General features: G+C 61.1%; 16 protein-coding genes and 5 tRNA genes. 19 read left to right on the forward strand and 2 right to left on the reverse strand.

Annotated features, from left to right (window positions below; all coding sequences use genetic code 11):
• Positions 1 to 153: 153 nt before the first annotated feature.
• The 19 genes from disA to AOBCEHNH_RS07000 all read left to right on the forward strand — a co-directional run bounded on the left by disA (position 154) and on the right by AOBCEHNH_RS07000 (position 13,048).
• Positions 154 to 1,218 carry a DNA integrity scanning diadenylate cyclase DisA gene (gene disA, locus AOBCEHNH_RS06910; RefSeq protein ID WP_006723116.1) on the forward strand — a complete coding sequence of 355 codons (1,065 nt, stop codon included), beginning with the start codon at positions 154 to 156 and terminating at the stop codon, positions 1,216 to 1,218.
• A gap of 125 nt (positions 1,219 to 1,343) precedes the next feature.
• Complete coding sequence (locus AOBCEHNH_RS06915; protein ID WP_152063690.1) at positions 1,344 to 2,168, forward strand: IspD/TarI family cytidylyltransferase; 825 nt, start codon at positions 1,344 to 1,346, stop codon at positions 2,166 to 2,168.
• A gap of 314 nt (positions 2,169 to 2,482) precedes the next feature.
• On the forward strand, positions 2,483 to 2,971 hold the full coding sequence (gene ispF / locus AOBCEHNH_RS06920; protein WP_006723113.1) for a 2-C-methyl-D-erythritol 2,4-cyclodiphosphate synthase: 489 nt from the start codon (positions 2,483 to 2,485) through the stop codon (positions 2,969 to 2,971).
• A gap of 257 nt (positions 2,972 to 3,228) precedes the next feature.
• Positions 3,229 to 4,695, forward strand: a complete 1,467-nt coding sequence (gene cysS, locus AOBCEHNH_RS06925) for a cysteine--tRNA ligase (RefSeq protein WP_152063691.1) — start codon at positions 3,229 to 3,231, stop codon at positions 4,693 to 4,695.
• 215 nt (positions 4,696 to 4,910) lie between these two features.
• On the forward strand, positions 4,911 to 5,837 hold the full coding sequence (gene rlmB, locus AOBCEHNH_RS06930; RefSeq protein WP_152063692.1) for a 23S rRNA (guanosine(2251)-2'-O)-methyltransferase RlmB: 927 nt from the start codon (positions 4,911 to 4,913) through the stop codon (positions 5,835 to 5,837).
• A 72-nt stretch (positions 5,838 to 5,909) separates the two neighbouring features.
• Positions 5,910 to 6,599: an NYN domain-containing protein gene (locus tag AOBCEHNH_RS06935; protein WP_006723110.1), complete on the forward strand. Its 690-nt coding sequence runs from the start codon at positions 5,910 to 5,912 to the stop codon at positions 6,597 to 6,599.
• A gap of 47 nt (positions 6,600 to 6,646) precedes the next feature.
• Positions 6,647 to 6,721: transfer RNA gene (locus AOBCEHNH_RS06940), tRNA-Thr, on the forward strand.
• 325 nt (positions 6,722 to 7,046) lie between these two features.
• Positions 7,047 to 7,130: transfer RNA gene (locus AOBCEHNH_RS06945), tRNA-Tyr, on the forward strand.
• Positions 7,131 to 7,135: 5 nt separating this feature from the next.
• Positions 7,136 to 7,211: transfer RNA gene (locus tag AOBCEHNH_RS06950), tRNA-Thr, on the forward strand.
• A gap of 3 nt (positions 7,212 to 7,214) precedes the next feature.
• Positions 7,215 to 7,291: transfer RNA gene (locus tag AOBCEHNH_RS06955), tRNA-Met, on the forward strand.
• 96 nt (positions 7,292 to 7,387) lie between these two features.
• A complete protein-coding gene (gene tuf, locus AOBCEHNH_RS06960) occupies positions 7,388 to 8,578 on the forward strand; it encodes an elongation factor Tu (protein WP_006723109.1) in 1,191 nt (396 codons plus the stop codon).
• Positions 8,579 to 8,857: 279 nt separating this feature from the next.
• A complete protein-coding gene (rpmG, locus tag AOBCEHNH_RS06965) occupies positions 8,858 to 9,007 on the forward strand; it encodes a 50S ribosomal protein L33 (protein WP_039910339.1) in 150 nt (49 codons plus the stop codon).
• 13 nt (positions 9,008 to 9,020) lie between these two features.
• Positions 9,021 to 9,096: transfer RNA gene (locus AOBCEHNH_RS06970), tRNA-Trp, on the forward strand.
• 75 nt (positions 9,097 to 9,171) lie between these two features.
• A complete protein-coding gene (gene secE, locus AOBCEHNH_RS06975) occupies positions 9,172 to 9,426 on the forward strand; it encodes a preprotein translocase subunit SecE (protein WP_152063693.1) in 255 nt (84 codons plus the stop codon).
• A gap of 4 nt (positions 9,427 to 9,430) precedes the next feature.
• On the forward strand, positions 9,431 to 9,970 hold the full coding sequence (gene nusG, locus AOBCEHNH_RS06980; RefSeq protein ID WP_006723105.1) for a transcription termination/antitermination protein NusG: 540 nt from the start codon (positions 9,431 to 9,433) through the stop codon (positions 9,968 to 9,970).
• 123 nt (positions 9,971 to 10,093) lie between these two features.
• A complete protein-coding gene (gene rplK / locus AOBCEHNH_RS06985) occupies positions 10,094 to 10,522 on the forward strand; it encodes a 50S ribosomal protein L11 (protein ID WP_006723104.1) in 429 nt (142 codons plus the stop codon).
• A gap of 94 nt (positions 10,523 to 10,616) precedes the next feature.
• The gene (gene rplA, locus AOBCEHNH_RS06990; RefSeq protein WP_006723103.1) at positions 10,617 to 11,327 is read left to right on the forward strand and encodes a 50S ribosomal protein L1; all 711 of its coding nucleotides are present in this window, start codon (positions 10,617 to 10,619) and stop codon (positions 11,325 to 11,327) included.
• 234 nt (positions 11,328 to 11,561) lie between these two features.
• A complete protein-coding gene (locus AOBCEHNH_RS06995; protein ID WP_006723102.1) occupies positions 11,562 to 11,912 on the forward strand; it encodes a PadR family transcriptional regulator in 351 nt (116 codons plus the stop codon).
• On the forward strand, positions 11,909 to 13,048 hold the full coding sequence (locus tag AOBCEHNH_RS07000) for a permease prefix domain 1-containing protein (RefSeq protein WP_152063694.1): 1,140 nt from the start codon (positions 11,909 to 11,911) through the stop codon (positions 13,046 to 13,048). The genes AOBCEHNH_RS06995 and AOBCEHNH_RS07000 overlap by 4 nt, the downstream gene beginning before the upstream one ends.
• Positions 13,049 to 13,246: 198 nt before the next feature.
• On the opposite strand, the gene AOBCEHNH_RS07005 is transcribed toward AOBCEHNH_RS07000, so the two are convergent.
• Both AOBCEHNH_RS07005 and AOBCEHNH_RS07010 read right to left on the reverse strand, forming a co-directional pair.
• Positions 13,247 to 14,017 (reverse strand): mechanosensitive ion channel family protein, encoded by a 771-nt coding sequence (locus tag AOBCEHNH_RS07005; RefSeq protein ID WP_152063695.1) that lies wholly within the window; start codon positions 14,015 to 14,017, stop codon positions 13,247 to 13,249.
• A gap of 158 nt (positions 14,018 to 14,175) precedes the next feature.
• Positions 14,176 to 15,027: a MerR family transcriptional regulator gene (locus tag AOBCEHNH_RS07010; protein ID WP_152063696.1), complete on the reverse strand. Its 852-nt coding sequence runs from the start codon at positions 15,025 to 15,027 to the stop codon at positions 14,176 to 14,178.
• Between the last annotated feature and the right edge of the window lie 275 nt (positions 15,028 to 15,302).

Below are 15,302 nucleotides of genomic sequence, written 5' to 3' on the forward strand. Positions count from 1 at the left end.
TTTGCAGTCGGCTCGTCTGACACGGCCGTCAACCGCGTCTGTTTGACCCCTCCGCTCCGCAGGCGTGGTGGCATCGTAACTTTTCTGCAAATCTGAAGAGGGTCCTGCGATTCGTGCGACAATAAAACGAGCGAGAAACAAGGGAGGTCCGCCGTGGAACAGAAAAGCACCGACGAGCGCATGAAAGAGGCCGTTCGCCTCACCGCCCCGGGGCAACCGCTGAGGACCGCCCTCGATATGATCATCGCGGGCCACATCGGCGCGCTCATCTGCGTGGGCGATACCGAGGCCGTACTTGCCGCCGGCAACGATGGCTTTCCGCTGAACATTTCTTTCACGAGCAACCGACTTTTCGAGCTCTCCAAGATGGATGGCGCGATCGTCATCGACGGCGGGCTCAACAAGATCCTGCGCGCCAACTTCCACCTCAATCCGGATCCCTCGCTCTCCACGAGCGAGACGGGCATGCGCCATCGCACCGCGGCCCGCATGAGCGTGCTCACCGACGCCACGATTATCTCGGTGTCCGAGCGCCGTGGCGTGGTGAACGTCTATGTGGATGGCAAGTCCTATCAGATTCAGCCGGTGACCGAGATCATGAGCTCGGTGAACCAGCTCGTTTCCACGCTTCAGACCACGCGCTCCTCACTCGACCGCTCGCTCTTGCGCCTTACGGCGCTCGAGCTGGACGATTACGTCACGCTTGCCGATATCACGAGCATCTTCTCGAGCTTCGAGATCATGGAGCAGGCCAAGGTGGAGCTTCAGAACTGCATCGCCAAGCTGGGCAACCAGGGGAAGCTCGTGCAGATGCAGCTCGAGCAGCTCGCCGGCGCCGGCATGGAGACCGAATACAGCCTTATGATTCGCGACTATGCGGCCGATGCCTCCGAGGAGAATGCCGAGCGCGTGCGACAGGTGTTCTCGTCGATGTCGGCCCAGGACCTCACGAGTCCCAGCAAGGTCGCCAAGGCCCTTGGCTTTGAGGACCTCGACGAGGACTCCGTCATGTCCCCGCTTGGTCTGCGCACCCTGTCGCGCGTATCCGTCGTGCGCGACGGCGTGGCAGAGCGCATCGTGGATGAGTACGGTTCGCTGCAAGATCTTATGGACGACATCAAGAACGATCCCGACCGCTTGGGCAATTTCGGCGTCAACAACCCTGCGATTCTCGCGGATTCGCTCGCGCGGATGCACGGCAGCAAGCGCGAGGCTTAAGGCCCTCGGGTGCCGGGCTGTGCGCTTCGTTGGCCTCGCATGGGGCCGGGGCGCACGGATTTTGATCGATGAAGAGTGCGAGAGGGGCGCGGGTGCGCCTCTTTCGCGTTGAAGGGGAGGGAAGCATGGCCGAGGGCATGACGCGCGCCTGCGCGATCATCGTGGCGGGCGGTTCGGGTACGCGTTTTGGCAATCCGGGCGGAAAGCTGTTGATCGAAGTTGCCGGTAAGCCGCTCATTACCTGGACGCTCGAGGCGTTTGACGCGGCCGAACGCGTGTCGCGCATCGTCGTGGTGTGCCCGCCCGATAAGTCCGATGAGATGCGGCGCCGCGCCGTCGAACCGTTTTCGTTCTTGACGCCCATCGCGTTCGCGCCCTCCGGCGCCGAGCGGCAGGATTCAACCCGCAACGGCTTGTTTGCTGTTCCGGCCGACTGCGAGATCGCGCTCGTGCACGATGCCGCCCGCCCGCTGATCTTGCCCGAGACCATCGACGCCGCCATCGAGGCGCTCGTTGCCGGAGATGATGCGGGGCCGGATGCCCTTGTGGATGCGGGCGGCGCCGAGGCGGCTGGTAATCCCGCGGGGGAGAGCGCCTGTTCGACTGCGGGCGGTGTTCGTCGGGGGCATGCTCTTGACGGTGTGGTGTGCGGTCAGCCCGCGGTCGACACGCTCAAGGTCATCGATGAGGCCGGCTGCTTTGTGGAGACCCCGCCGCGCGCTCGGTTCTGGACAGTGCAGACTCCGCAGGTCTTTTGGACCAAGTCCCTGATCAAAGCATATGAATGGGTCGATCGCACGGGTTTCGTGGGCACCGATGACGCATCTTTGGTCGAGGGGATGGGCGGCCGCGTGCGCGGGTTCGAGGCCCCACGCGACAACCTCAAGGTTACGTTGCCCGAGGATCTGGCGCCGGTCGAGGCGGCCCTGCGCGCCCGACTTCGTGGGTGACCATGGCGATGCGTCCGGTTTTGGCGGACGGTTCCTCCGATGTGGGCCTCTTCCACGTCGCCCGGCGCCGCGCCGGAGAGTCCTTCTTGAGGTTTTTCGTATCGTATTTCGATTTCTCGAAGTAGGCCTCCGATTTTCAGAGCAAAAGCGCAGGTCGTGATTGCTCGAAAAGGAGGTCTATCCGGGGTTCCTCAAAAACGATACGAAAAACCTCATCAAGCAAGATGCGAGCGATCGTCAAGCCCGGATGTGAAGCGAAAAAGCGCCGCAGGGTATATCCTTAGCCCGTGCATTTTGTGAGATAAGGGGGCAGCATGGCATCGAATCTGCGCATTGGCCATGGATACGACGTACACCGCCTGGTGGAGGGGCGCCGCTGCATCATCGGTGGCGTGGATATCCCGCACAGCAAGGGCCTGCTCGGCCATAGCGACGCCGACGTGCTCGCGCACGCCCTAGCCGATGCCATCCTGGGCGCCTGCCGCGGTGGCGACATTGGCAAGCTCTTCCCCGACACGGACCCGGCCTACGCTGGAGCCGATTCGCTTAAGCTTCTCGCCGCGGTGATGGAGCACGCGCGCAGCTTGGGCTACGAGTTCGTCGATGCCGATTGCACTATCGCCTGTCAGGAGCCCAAGATCGGTCCACACCGCGAGGCCATGCGCGAGAATCTGGCCCGCGCCATCGGCTGCCCGGTCGAAAACATCGGCGTCAAGGCCACGACCACCGAAAAGCTCGGTTGGGAGGGCGAAGGCGAGGGCATAGGCGCCTGGTCCGTCTGCCTGCTGGAGCGATGTAGCTGAAAGAACCGCCCGCGGCGGTTCGCTATCCCTCTTTTTCTTTGGAGCGGATCTCCTTGTCCGACGAGGAGGAAGTCCGAGCTTCTGCAAGGTTGTCCGCTCGTATAGACTATGCAAGGAAGACAACGATGTGGTCGAGGCGGGGCATATCGTCCGCGCGCAGTTTCCGCATGAGCCGAAGCGTGCTGTGGACGCTTCGTGCGAGCCAGGACTGTTTGAGCACGGATGATGTGCCCCGCCCCGCCCCGGAGGAGATACCCATGAAAATCTACAACAGCGCCACTCACCAAAAAGAGGACTTCCGTCCCATCGAGGAGGGCAAGGTCCGCATGTACGTGTGCGGCCCCACCGTCTACGACAACATCCACATCGGCAACGCCCGCACCTTCATCAGCTTCGACGTGATCCGCCGCTGGCTCATCGCGAGCGGCTACGAGGTCACGTTCGCTCAGAACCTCACCGACGTGGATGACAAGATCATCAACCGCGCCAACGAGCAGGGTCGCACCGCCGAGGAGGTCGCCACCGAGTTCTCCGACAAGTTCATCGGCGTCATGCGCGCCGCCAACGTGCTCGACCCGGATGTGCGCCCCCGTGCCACCAAGGAGATCGGCGCCATGATCGGCATGATCAAGACGCTGATCGAGGGCGGTCACGCCTATGCGGCCGACAACGGCGACGTGTACTTCTCCGTGCGCAGCGACCCCTCTTACGGCGAGGTCTCCGGCCGCAACATCGATGACCTCATGGTGGGTGCCCGCATCGAGGAGAACGAGGACAAGCGCGACCCGCTGGACTTTGCCCTGTGGAAGGCCGCCAAGCCCGGCGAGCCTTCCTGGAAGAGCCCGTGGGGCGAGGGCCGTCCCGGATGGCACACCGAGTGCGCCGCCATGGTGCACCGTTATCTGGGCACGCCCATCGACATTCACGGCGGCGGCTCCGACCTTGCCTTCCCGCATCACGAGAACGAGTGCGCCCAGGCCACCTGCGCCTGGCACGAGGGTTTTGCCAACACCTGGATGCACACGGGCATGTTGCTCGTTGACGGCGAGAAGATGAGCAAGAGCCTGGGCAACTTCTTCACCTTGGCCGAGGTGCTCGAGAAGCATTCCGCCGCCGCCTTGCGCCTGCTCATGCTGCAGACCCACTACCGCAGCCCGCTCGACTTCTCCTGGGAGCGCCTCGAGGGCGCCGAGAACTCGCTCGCGCGTATCGCCGGCACCTGCCGCAACCTCAAGTGGGCGGCCGACCACGCGGAAGGGGAGCCGAACGCCGAACTCGCCGATGCACTGACCGCCGCCATGGAAAAGGCCGCCGCCGACTACGAGGCCTGCATGGATGACGACTTCAATACTGCCGGTGCCGTGGCCGCTTACTTCCAGCTTGTGACCGAGGCCAACAAGTACCTCGAGCAGGCCGCCGGCGCGGTGGACGAGGGCGCCGCGCGCGTCTGCGCCGCCGTGATCAGCGGTGCGCTCGCACAGCTGGGCGTCAAGCTCCCCGTGATCGAGGAACCACTGCCCGCCGAGCTCGCAGGTGTGGCCGCCGAGCTCGTGGGCTTTGAGGGCGATGACGTTGACGCGGCCGCCGAGGCCATCCTCTCTGCTCGTGCGGAGGCCCGCGCCGCCAAGGACTGGGGCACCGCCGACGCCATCCGCGATCGCCTGAAGGAGCTCGGCCTCGCTATCGAGGACACCGCCGCCGGCTCCCGCATCAAGCGCGCTTAGCTCCCCCGTCTCAATTAGGGGGTAGGCGCTAAATCACCTCAATTTGGGGACAGTCCCTAAATTGAGGTTGGCGTACGTTAGAAATGTCACGCCGCATCCGGAGTGCCCGGGTGCGGCGTGTGTGTTATGAGCGCGTGCGGGTGTGGGAGACGGGTGCATTTTGCGTACCGAGATGTGACAATGTCAGCGAGTGAATCGCTTTGAAAGGGGCCGAGATGGCACAGAAGAAGCGCCCGCAAAAGGGCGGCGATTATCAGGGAAAGCCGAAGCGCGGGGCCGAGGGCCGCGCGAAGGGCGCGCAGGGACGCGGGGCTAGGTCTGTGGCCCATCAGCGCATGCCTCAGGCGTCTCGGTCCCAGCAGACCGCAGCGCCTCAGCGCCGTGACGTCCATGCCGCCGAGGGCAATTACATCGAGGGGCGCCGTGCCGCGTTTGAGGCGCTGCGCACCGGCTTCCCCATCAAGCGCGCGCTGATCGCGCAGGGTGTGGAGAACGAGCCGGCTATCCGCGACTTGCTCGCCGGCCTTGGCGAGGCGGGCGTGAGCGTCAAGAGTGTGCCCCGCACCCAGCTTGACGCGATCTCGAGCCATGGCGCCCACCAGGGCATCGTCCTCGAAGTTGGCAAGTTCCCCTATGCCGACCTCTCCGACATCATCGCCGCCGCACCGGCCGATGCACCCGCGCTCGTGGTGGTGCTCGACCATGTCACCGACGCCGGCAACTTCGGTGCCATCGTGCGCTCTGCCGAGGTTGTGGGTGCAGCTGGCGTCGTGATTCCCAACAAGCGGTCGGCCGAGGTCACCGTCGCAACGTACAAGACCTCCGCAGGAGCCGTCATGCACCTGCCCATCGCACAGGTTCCCAACATCGTCCGTGCCCTCGAGGACCTCAAGTCCGCTGGCTTTTGGGTTGGCGGCGCCACCGAGCACGCGGAGGATGTGTGCTGGGATGCCCCGTTTGAGGGCCGCGTGGCGCTCGTCATGGGGTCGGAGGGCGACGGTATCTCCCGACTGGTGCTCGATACCTGTGACTTCACCACCAAGTTGCCGCAGCGCGGGGAGACCGAGAGCCTCAATGTCGCGCAGGCCGCCACGGCCCTGTGCTTCGAGTGGATGCGCCGCAACCGCGACTCACTAGCCTAGGAGCGCCCCATATCGCGGGCGTAAAATTTGCAGACACCGGAGATCTCCGAACGGAAGTAGAGGAAACGGGTCGTGACGAAGAAGAATCGACAGAAGTCAAAGGCCAAGCGTTTTGGCGAGGGTTCGGCCAAGCCGATCGTCGATGCAAGCACCTATGGTGTTGGCAACGCGTTCGCAGGTCTCGGCGCCTCGAGCACGCCCGTGCCGCCTCGCGGCGCCCGCTCGGGCAAGAAGGAGCTGCTCGTGGTCGACGGCTACAACGTCATCCACGCCACGCCGAAGTACGAGCGGCTCATGTTCGACCGTGGCGACCACCCCTATTCCAGCGATGTGTATGAGCGCGCCAGAACGGCCCTGGTCGGCGACGTGGCCGCGTTTGCGGGCCGACAGTACGAGGCGGTCGTGGTGTTCGACGCCGCGGGCAACGTGTCGCCCGATCGCCCGAACCTTCCGCAGGGCGGCGTGCGCATCGAGTTCTCACCCACGGGCGTGACAGCAGATACGGTGATCCAGGATCTGTGCACCCGTGCGCGCGAGGAGGGGAGGGCCTGCTCGGTGGTGACAAGTGACGCGATGATCCAGGCGACCGTCATGGGCCATGGCGTGACGCGCGTCTCGGCCCGCATGCTCGTGGAGGAGATCGAGGATATGAATCGCGATTTCGAGCGCGCCCGCGAGGAGAACGTGGACATCAAGTTGACGCTCGGGAGCCGATTGAGCCCCGAATCCCTCGCCAAGCTGCAATCCTTGCGCGGCCGTTAGAGCTCCGCTATCCTAAACAAGCTTTGCGCGCCTGCGGCGCCCGAAGTGCCAGCGTGGCTCAACGGTAGAGCAACGGATTTGTAATCCGTTGGTTGCGGGTTCGATTCCTGTCGCTGGCTCCATAGAATCAAGAAGCCCGGTTTCCAAGCGGAACCGGGCTTTTTTCAACAAGCGGATCAGAATCGCATTCGATTGCGGACAGGCGATTAAACGGTGCTGCATCACGCAAAAGTAGAACCTGGCGATTTGAGACTTGAAAGAGAAAAGGTCATGTCACCATATGTCGAACATAAGCAGATTAAGCCATCTACCTGCACTGCGATACGCCCGGGCACGTGTATATAAAACCTTTTGTTGACACGCTTACTCGCCACGTTCTATTATTCACTTCGCTCGAGCACAGAGCACCGCAGAAATGCAGCTTCGTGCGAGAGTTTGACAATGACTGGGGATGTGGCACAGCGGCAACTGCGGCGGACTGTAAATCCGCTCCCTCTGGGTTCATAGGTTCGAGTCCTATCATCCCCACCAGTCAGGCCTGTATAGCTCAGTCGGTAGAGCACTTCGTTGGTAACGAAGAGGTCACCAGTTCAAGTCTGGTTGCAGGCTCCATCTGGCGGTGTAGCTCAGTTGGTCAGAGCGCACGGTTCATACCCGTGTTGTCACTGGTTCGAATCCAGTCACCGCTACCAGGTAACTATGGCGGCTTCCGAGGAAACGAGGAGGCCGCTTAAGTTAAGTAGGGACTTGCTCCAAAAGGGAGCAACCTTTTCCAGAAGGAGGGCTTCATGGCCAAGGAAAAGTTTGAGCGCACTAAGCCGCATGTTAACATCGGCACCATCGGTCACGTTGACCACGGTAAGACGACCCTGACCGCCGCCATCACCAAGACTCTGTCTGAGACTGAGGGCTGCAAGGCCGACTTCACCGCCTTCGAGAACATCGACAAGGCTCCCGAGGAGCGCGAGCGCGGCATCACGATCTCCGTCTCCCACGTCGAGTACGAGACTGCCAGCCGCCACTACGCTCACGTTGACTGCCCCGGCCACGCCGACTACGTCAAGAACATGATCTCCGGTGCTGCTCAGATGGACGGCGCTATCCTGGTTATCGCCGCCACCGACGGCCCGATGGCCCAGACCCGCGAGCACATCCTGCTCGCCCGTCAGGTCGGCGTTCCTTACATCGTCGTTTTCCTGAACAAGTGCGACATGGTCGACGACGACGAGCTCATCGACCTCGTCGAGATGGAGACCCGCGACCTGCTCTCCGAGTACGAGTTCCCGGGCGACGATCTGCCGATCGTCCGCGGCTCCGCCCTCGGCGCCCTCAACGGCGAGGAGAAGTGGATGGACTCCATCCGCGAGCTCATGAATGCCGTTGACGAGTACATCCCCACGCCTGAGCGCGACAACGAGAAGCCCTTCCTCATGGCCGTCGAGGACGTCATGACCATTTCCGGTCGTGGTACCGTCGCCACCGGTCGTGTCGAGCGCGGCGAGCTCAAGCTCAACGACAACGTCGAGATCGTCGGCATCAAGGAGACCAAGTCCACGGTCTGCACCGGCATCGAGATGTTCCGTAAGTCCATGGACTTCTGCGAGGCTGGCGACAACGTCGGCCTGCTGCTCCGCGGCATCAAGCGCGAGGAGATCGAGCGCGGCCAGGTTCTGTGCAAGCCGGGTTCCGTTACCCCTCACACCAAGTTCACCGGTGAGATCTACGTCCTGACCAAGGACGAGGGTGGCCGTCACACCCCGTTCTTCGATGGTTACCGTCCTCAGTTCTACTTCCGTACCACTGACGTGACCGGTTCCGTCCGTCTGCCCGAGGGCACCGAGATGGCCATGCCTGGTGACCACATCACCATCACCGGCGAGCTCATCCACCCGATCGCCATGGAGGAGGGCCTGCGCTTCGCTATCCGCGAGGGTGGCCACACCGTGGGTTCCGGTATCGTCTCCACCATCATCGAGTAACTTCGGTTACCCGCTGATCTAGGCGTACTTGTAGGACCCGGCGCCACAATTGGTGCCGGGTCCTTTTTCTGCCAGCCTTTACGCTCGTGATTGGCTCGGCAAGGCGGCATTCCCGTATCTGCGCTGCCCTCTGATCGCATTCTCTTCCGAGTTGCGTTCAAGTTGTGAATCTCCTTTGCAGAATAGATACGGTAATACCGTTGGCATTGACATCACATGATGGTCGATGGTAATGTTAGCGACCGTGCCCGTAGGGGCGGTAAATGGAGGTTTAGATACATGCGCACTATGGTTACCCTGGCTTGCACTGATTGCAAGCGTCGTAATTACACGACCACCAAGAACAAGGCCAACATGCCTGATCGCATGGAGATCAAGAAGTACTGCCCTTGGTGCAAGAAGCACACGCTGCACAAAGAGACTCGCTAGTCTCTAAGCATACACGCCAGTAGTTCAATTGGTAGAGCAACGGTCTCCAAAACCGTCTGTTGAGGGTTCGAGTCCTTCCTGGCGTGCCAGTCTGTAATCGTAAGCCTCCTTGTGAGGCTTACGTTTTCTAAAGTCTAGGCGCAAACGCGCGGAGGTAAGCCACAATGGCCAATAACAAGAGCACCAAGAAGTCCGCTCAGAAGAAGACCGAGAAAAAGACCGGTCTGTTCGCTCGCGGCAAGGCGTATCTGGCTTCTGTGCGCTCCGAGATGAAGCGCGTCGTGTGGCCTACTAAGAACGAGCTCGTCAACTACACGGTCGCGGTGTGCGCTTCGCTCATCGTCGTCGGTGTGGCCATCGCGCTCCTCGACCTTGTCATCGGTCAGGGCCTCGTGCTCTTCGCAAGCCTGAGGGGGTAAGCAGATGTCCAAGCGTTGGTACGTCGTTCACACTTATTCCGGATACGAGAACCGCGTCAAGTCCGATCTCGAGCACCGCATCGAGACCATGGGCATGCAGGATCGTATCTTCGATATCCAGATCCCGACCGAGCATGTCACCGAGCTCAAAGAGGGTGGCAAGCGCGACGAGAAGGACGTCAAGATTTTCCCCGGCTATGTCCTCGTCCGTATGGAGATGGATGATGATGCCTGGACGTGCGTCCGCAACACCCCTGGTGTCACCGGTTTCCTCGGCGGCAGCGGCAAGCCCGCTCCGCTTTCCCGCGATGAGTACAACAAGATGATGCGCAAGACCGATAAGGGTTCTTCCGCTCCCAAGCGTGCTGTCGTGGATATTGAGGTCGGTACTTCGATTCGCGTCACCAACGGTCCGCTCGCCGACTTCGACGGCAAGGTCTCCGAGGTTATGCCCGAGCAGGGCAAGGTCAAGGTCACGCTCCTCATCTTCGGCCGCGAGACGCCGGTCGAGCTTGGGTTCGAGCAGATCGAGGTCATCGCCTAGTTTCCGTGTTTGTCCGCGTGCCGCGCTTCGAGTCCGACCGCTCATCGGAACTCGTGCTTCTAACGCGAATGCGCTGACGATATATAGCTTTTTACGTTCATTCGTTGTTAAGGAAGGTGTGACATGGCAGAGAAGAAGATTGCCACCGTCATCAAGCTTCAGATTCCGGCCGGCAAGGCCAACCCGGCTCCTCCCGTGGGCCCCGCCCTCGGTGCCGCCCAGGTCAACATCATGCAGTTCTGCCAGGCCTTCAACGCCGCCACGCAGGACAAGATGGGTGACATTATCCCGGTCGTCATCACCGTCTTCGAGGATCGTAGCTTCGATTTCGTGTGCAAGACCCCGCCTGCGGCTCACCTGATCAAGAAGGAGCTCGGTCTTAAGGGCGGCTCCGCCGTTCCTCAGCGCGACAAGGTCGGCCAGCTCACCGACGAGCAGCTCACCAAGATCGCCGAGATCAAGATGCCCGATCTCAATGCCAACGACATTGATGCCGCCAAGAAGATCGTTGCCGGCACTGCCCGTTCCATGGGCGTCACCATTGCCGAGTAACGCGCATCTCATCGCATTTCAGTAACTCTCGTGCCACAAGGGCACGTGAACGATGTGGGAGGGTTTTCCCGCTTGTACCACAGGAGGTAATGACATGGCTACCAAGCATGGCAAGAAGTTCCGTGAGGCCGCCGCTAAGGTTGACCGCGCTGCCGTTTACACGCCGCTCGAGGCCGTCAAGCTCGTGAAGGAGCTTGCTAACGCCAAGTTCGACGAGACCGTTGAGGCTCACTTCCGCCTCGGCATCGACACCCGTAAGGCCGATCAGAACATCCGTGGCTCCATCTCCCTGCCCCACGGCACCGGCAAGACCGTCCGTGTCGCCGTCTTCGCCGAGGGCGCTCAGGCCGAGCAGGCCGCTGAGGCCGGCGCCGACGTCATCGGTTCCGACGAGCTCATCGCCCAGATCCAGAAGGGCGAGATCAATTTCGACGCTGCCATCGCCACCCCGATGATGATGGCCAAGGTTGGTCGCATCGGTAAGATCCTCGGTCCCCGTGGCCTCATGCCGAACCCCAAGCTCGGCACCGTGACCATGGACGTCGCCAAGATGGTCTCCGAGCTCAAGGCTGGCCGCGTTGAGTATCGTGCCGACCGTTACGGCATCTGCCACGTTCCGCTGGGTCGCGTCTCCTTCGATGAGCAGAAGCTCGTTGAGAACTACGCTGCCCTCTACACCGAGATCCTGCGCGTCAAGCCCGCTTCCGCCAAGGGCAAGTACGTCAAGAGCATCTCCGTGTCCTCCACGATGGGCCCTGGCGTCAAGATCGACTCCGCCGTCCAGCGCAACTTCATGGAGGCCTAAGCGATATTTCGCTTAACTCATTTGACTCGGAAACCCGGTTCGCCTTGTGCGAGCCGGGTTTTTCTTTTAGCTCTTCAAGGATCGGGCTGAATACCTGGAGTGCCCTGTGCGACGTAACAGGAAGAGCAACCTTCTCTGAGTGTTTCATAAATATATATCTGAAAGAGTACATCGACACACATAGTACTCTGTGATACAGTTACCTCAACGTCAAACAATGGGGAGGTGACCGATATGGCGAGCCGTGATGCCGTGAGCGATCTCATTCGAGGCAATATCGACGCCATCATTCTCAAAACGCTGTCGAAGGGTGACAGCTATGGGTATGAGATTCTCAAATCGATTGGCACCGCGAGTTTGGGCGAGTATGAGATGAAGGAGCCTTCTCTCTACACGAGTCTCAAACGTCTCGAAGGTCAAAAGTTCGTTGAGAGCTTTTGGGGAAACGAGACGCAAGGCGCGCGTCGAAAATACTATCGGCTGACGGATGCCGGTGCTCAGGAGCTTGTCGAGGCAACTGAGCGTTGGGAGCGCGTCCGTGGAATCATTGACCGACTGTTGATCATGGATGGGAGCGAACAATGAATGAGCTTCGCATGTACGTTGAGCACCTGTTCGAAGGCAAGGTGCTTACTCCTGAGAACATCGAGCTAAAAGAAGAGATCTACGGCAATCTCGTTGCCCGCTACGAGGATTTGATCGCCAGTGGCTTGGATGAATCCGAGGCGATTGCTCAGACAAAGGAAAGCATGACGAGTATCGATGACGTCATCATCGAGAATCCGACGGACTCCTCGTCGGATGAGTGCGATGGGGACGACATAAGCGATGCTGTCGATGAATCTGGGGATTCGCATGACCCCGATCAAGTGGATCCCGTTGCGAGCACGCCCCATGATGGCCCCACGCCAATTACGGAAAATGTCGCGGTTCTTCATCAGCAACCTGAGCAATCAGCGCCACGCAAGCGCACATGGCCCGTCGTGCTGGCATGCGTTCTAATCGGTCTTCTGGTTATGGGTGTCGGCTTTGCCGGGTGCAGCCTGATGTTTGGCATCAAGGCACCCGATCAGTACGATGGCGAGCAGACCGAGCACGTGGAGAACGTTGATGCCTCCCGGGGCGAGGGTTCTTCCGAATCGGGGTCGACTGCTGCAGGCAATGCCAGCCCCACCCCTACTAAGAAGAACTCTGAGATCTTCATCGATGAGAATGGCCAGGTCTGGGTCGATGGCGAGCTCGGGGATGAGCTCGCCGAGGAGGTTGTGAATGCCGGCTATGGTGTCGTCGCGGAATATGTCGACACCGATCTCACTGACGCCGCCAAGGTGGAGACGCTTCTGCGCTCACTGCCCATGGGAGAATACGCGAGCGATGTCGATGTGACGAAGGGCGTCGATGTGCTGAGTCTCGCGTATCGCGAGCTGCCCGAGACCCTCGAGGGCGATTCGGTCGATGCCGCTCTCGCATACGATGTGACCGCTGTGTTCTGCGCCATGCCGCTCGTCAACGAGATCCAGATTACGCTGACGGAAAGCGATGGGCCGCTCGATGAGAGCTACTATGTCTTCAAGCGCGACGAGGTGCAAAGCCGCTACGGCGTGCGCCTGGATGATCTGCTGGTGAACGAGGCGGGTTGGCACCAGATAAAGGAGGATAACCTGTATCGCCGCAAGTTCATAGAGAACATGGTGGATGTTGCTGAGAAGGAATGGAAGTAGGGGAGAGGCTTCTCAGTTGAGCTGACGGAAGATGAAGATGGCGCCCGTGGATGCCGATCCACGAGCGCCATTTGTTTGAAGGGGTGTATGAGCGGGAAGTGGGGCGAACGGGCCACGATACGCGAATCGCGGCATTTCGATTGCGGTGCTCGAAACGCGGAGAGCGGATCGCGGAGGCGACTCGACTGCGAGAAGGACCTATACGAGCGCTGCGATAGCGCGCACGATGGCGTCTGCAGCGGCGGAGGTCTTCGACGTGTCCTCGACCTGCAGAATGATCTTGCCCTTGATGCCGAGCTCCGAGATCTCGGAGAACAGGACGCGCGGGCCGTCGATGACGGGGGAGACGCCCTCGCCGGCTTCGAGCGCCAGGGTGGCGAGCTGCTTGGCGAGATCGTCCATGTGCTGAGTATGGGCACAGCCATCCTCGCCAACGCGTGGTACAGCGAACGGAACAACCACGCGGTTGGCCGGCAGCAGATGCACGAGGGCGGTCTTTGAAATGATCGAGTTGGGGATGATCACCGTCTGCCCCATGGCGTCGCGGATGGTGGTGTGACGCCACGTCACGTCTTGCACGACACCGGCCTCCGCCCCGACCTCGATATTGTCGCCTGGCTTGACGATCCCCATGAAGGTCACCTGCAAGCCGCCGATGAGGTTGGACAGCGTGTCTTGGAAGCCGAGCGAGACGGCGATACCGCCGACGCCAAGAGCAGCTACGAGAGCATTGGCGTTGACGCCAAAACATGCATCCAAGATGACGCTGATGCCTGTCGCCCAGATCACGCCGCGGGCGATATTGATGATGATGCTGGAGGAGGGCAGGGGATTGCTCTCCTGGTTGAGGTAGCGCTTGAGGATGCGCGTTGCCACGCGAGCAGCGATGGCGGTTGCGAGTGCAAGGGCGAGTGCCCACAGCGAGCTTTGCACGAGCGGGATTTTGAAGATGGAGAACAGGCCTTCCACGGGAACTCCTCTGGTGCGTACAACGGGTTCGATTTGAATTCTCACACAACTGAGTGTTCCCAATCACGGGCGCTTTATGACGGGCGGCCGGGGCGTGCCGAGCCGGGCCAGAATCCGGCTCGACAAGCCCCGGCCGCCCGGATGCCATATCGGATGCGTCAGGCCTCGGTCGACGATATGCACCCACCGTGTTCCGCGCGCTCGGCCATGCGTCGCGTGAACCGCGTGAACAGCTCGTCGGACGCGGCAATCTGCGCATCGTTGTAGTGTGCCGAGGCCATGTTCTCGAGTACGAGCTCGTAATCCTTGTCGGGCCGGAGCCAGTTGCGGACGTCGAAGCAATCGTCGATCTTTTCGAGGAAGGCCAGGCCGGCTTGGATGGCGGCCTCGCGGCGCTCGGTGCTCGCGTGAGCCGGCAGCGAGTCCATGAGTCGGCTCACATGGAGGTACTCCTGCGTGAGGCCGCGCTCGGGGATGGCATGGAAGATGCGTTCGATTTCGGCGAGTTCGTCATCGGAGTACAGGTGCGCCGCGACGCCCATCGCGGTCTTGTCGTTGCCCGTGAGTGCGCAGAGCAAAAAGCCCTGTCCATGGCTCGTGCGCTCAAAGTCCTCGATCGCTTCGAGTGCGCGGGCGGCACGGGCGGGATAGTCGGGCTCGCCCTGGCCGGAGCGGATGCGCACGATGAGCTCGCGTTGTCGCTCGAGTTGAGTGATCTGCTCTTGAAGCTGTCTGTCGAGGTCGTCGAGCAGTCGATCGGACGCACCGCGGCACTCGTCGCCCTCGGCGCGCTTGGCGTCGAGGTCCTGAAGCATGGGACCGATTTGCTCGAGCGAGAAACCGAGTGAGGCCAGCTGACGGATGCGAAGGAGGCGCAAGAGGTGCGTGGGCTCGTAGTCACGATAGCCGTTCTCGCCGCGCGGCGGCTCGGGCAGCAGGCCGATGGCGTGATAGTGCCGCAGGGTGCGGACGCTCACGCCGGCCATGCGTGCAAGCTCGCTGCTTTTCATCTGAGCTCCTCTGTGGGGTCGGCTGGTTTGGGCTCATCGCGTGTTGTACCCACCGATAGTAAAAACCCAGACGTAGCGTACGAGTCAAAGCGCCCACAAATGCTCCATACCAAACATGTCTCAATTTGTGCCTGTCCCCATGTGAGACGGGGATGCGCCCCAAACTCTGGAGACGCTAGGCCGCCAAGCCAAGCGATTTCCTGTACTGCATTGGACTCATCCAGCCCAATGACTCCTTGATGCGCTCGTCGCGATAGTATCTCATGTATTGCTCC

It is taken from the genome of Collinsella intestinalis (assembly GCF_902501455.1).
GTDB classification, from domain to species: Bacteria; Actinomycetota; Coriobacteriia; order Coriobacteriales; family Coriobacteriaceae; genus Collinsella; species Collinsella intestinalis.

Coding starts and splice junctions, on each gene's coding strand:
- rplA (WP_006723103.1), top strand. CDS start 10,617: ATGGCTACCAAGCATGGCAAGAAGTTCCGTGAGGCCGCCGCTAAGGTT.
- AOBCEHNH_RS06995 (WP_006723102.1), top strand. CDS start 11,562: ATGGCGAGCCGTGATGCCGTGAGCGATCTCATTCGAGGCAATATCGAC.
- AOBCEHNH_RS06915 (WP_152063690.1), top strand. CDS start 1,344: ATGGCCGAGGGCATGACGCGCGCCTGCGCGATCATCGTGGCGGGCGGT.
- rlmB (WP_152063692.1), top strand. CDS start 4,911: ATGGCACAGAAGAAGCGCCCGCAAAAGGGCGGCGATTATCAGGGAAAG.
- nusG (WP_006723105.1), top strand. CDS start 9,431: ATGTCCAAGCGTTGGTACGTCGTTCACACTTATTCCGGATACGAGAAC.
- cysS (WP_152063691.1), top strand. CDS start 3,229: ATGAAAATCTACAACAGCGCCACTCACCAAAAAGAGGACTTCCGTCCC.
- AOBCEHNH_RS07010 (WP_152063696.1), bottom strand. CDS start 15,027: ATGAAAAGCAGCGAGCTTGCACGCATGGCCGGCGTGAGCGTCCGCACC.
- ispF (WP_006723113.1), top strand. CDS start 2,483: ATGGCATCGAATCTGCGCATTGGCCATGGATACGACGTACACCGCCTG.
- rplK (WP_006723104.1), top strand. CDS start 10,094: ATGGCAGAGAAGAAGATTGCCACCGTCATCAAGCTTCAGATTCCGGCC.
- secE (WP_152063693.1), top strand. CDS start 9,172: ATGGCCAATAACAAGAGCACCAAGAAGTCCGCTCAGAAGAAGACCGAG.
- tuf (WP_006723109.1), top strand. CDS start 7,388: ATGGCCAAGGAAAAGTTTGAGCGCACTAAGCCGCATGTTAACATCGGC.
- rpmG (WP_039910339.1), top strand. CDS start 8,858: ATGCGCACTATGGTTACCCTGGCTTGCACTGATTGCAAGCGTCGTAAT.
- AOBCEHNH_RS07000 (WP_152063694.1), top strand. CDS start 11,909: ATGAATGAGCTTCGCATGTACGTTGAGCACCTGTTCGAAGGCAAGGTG.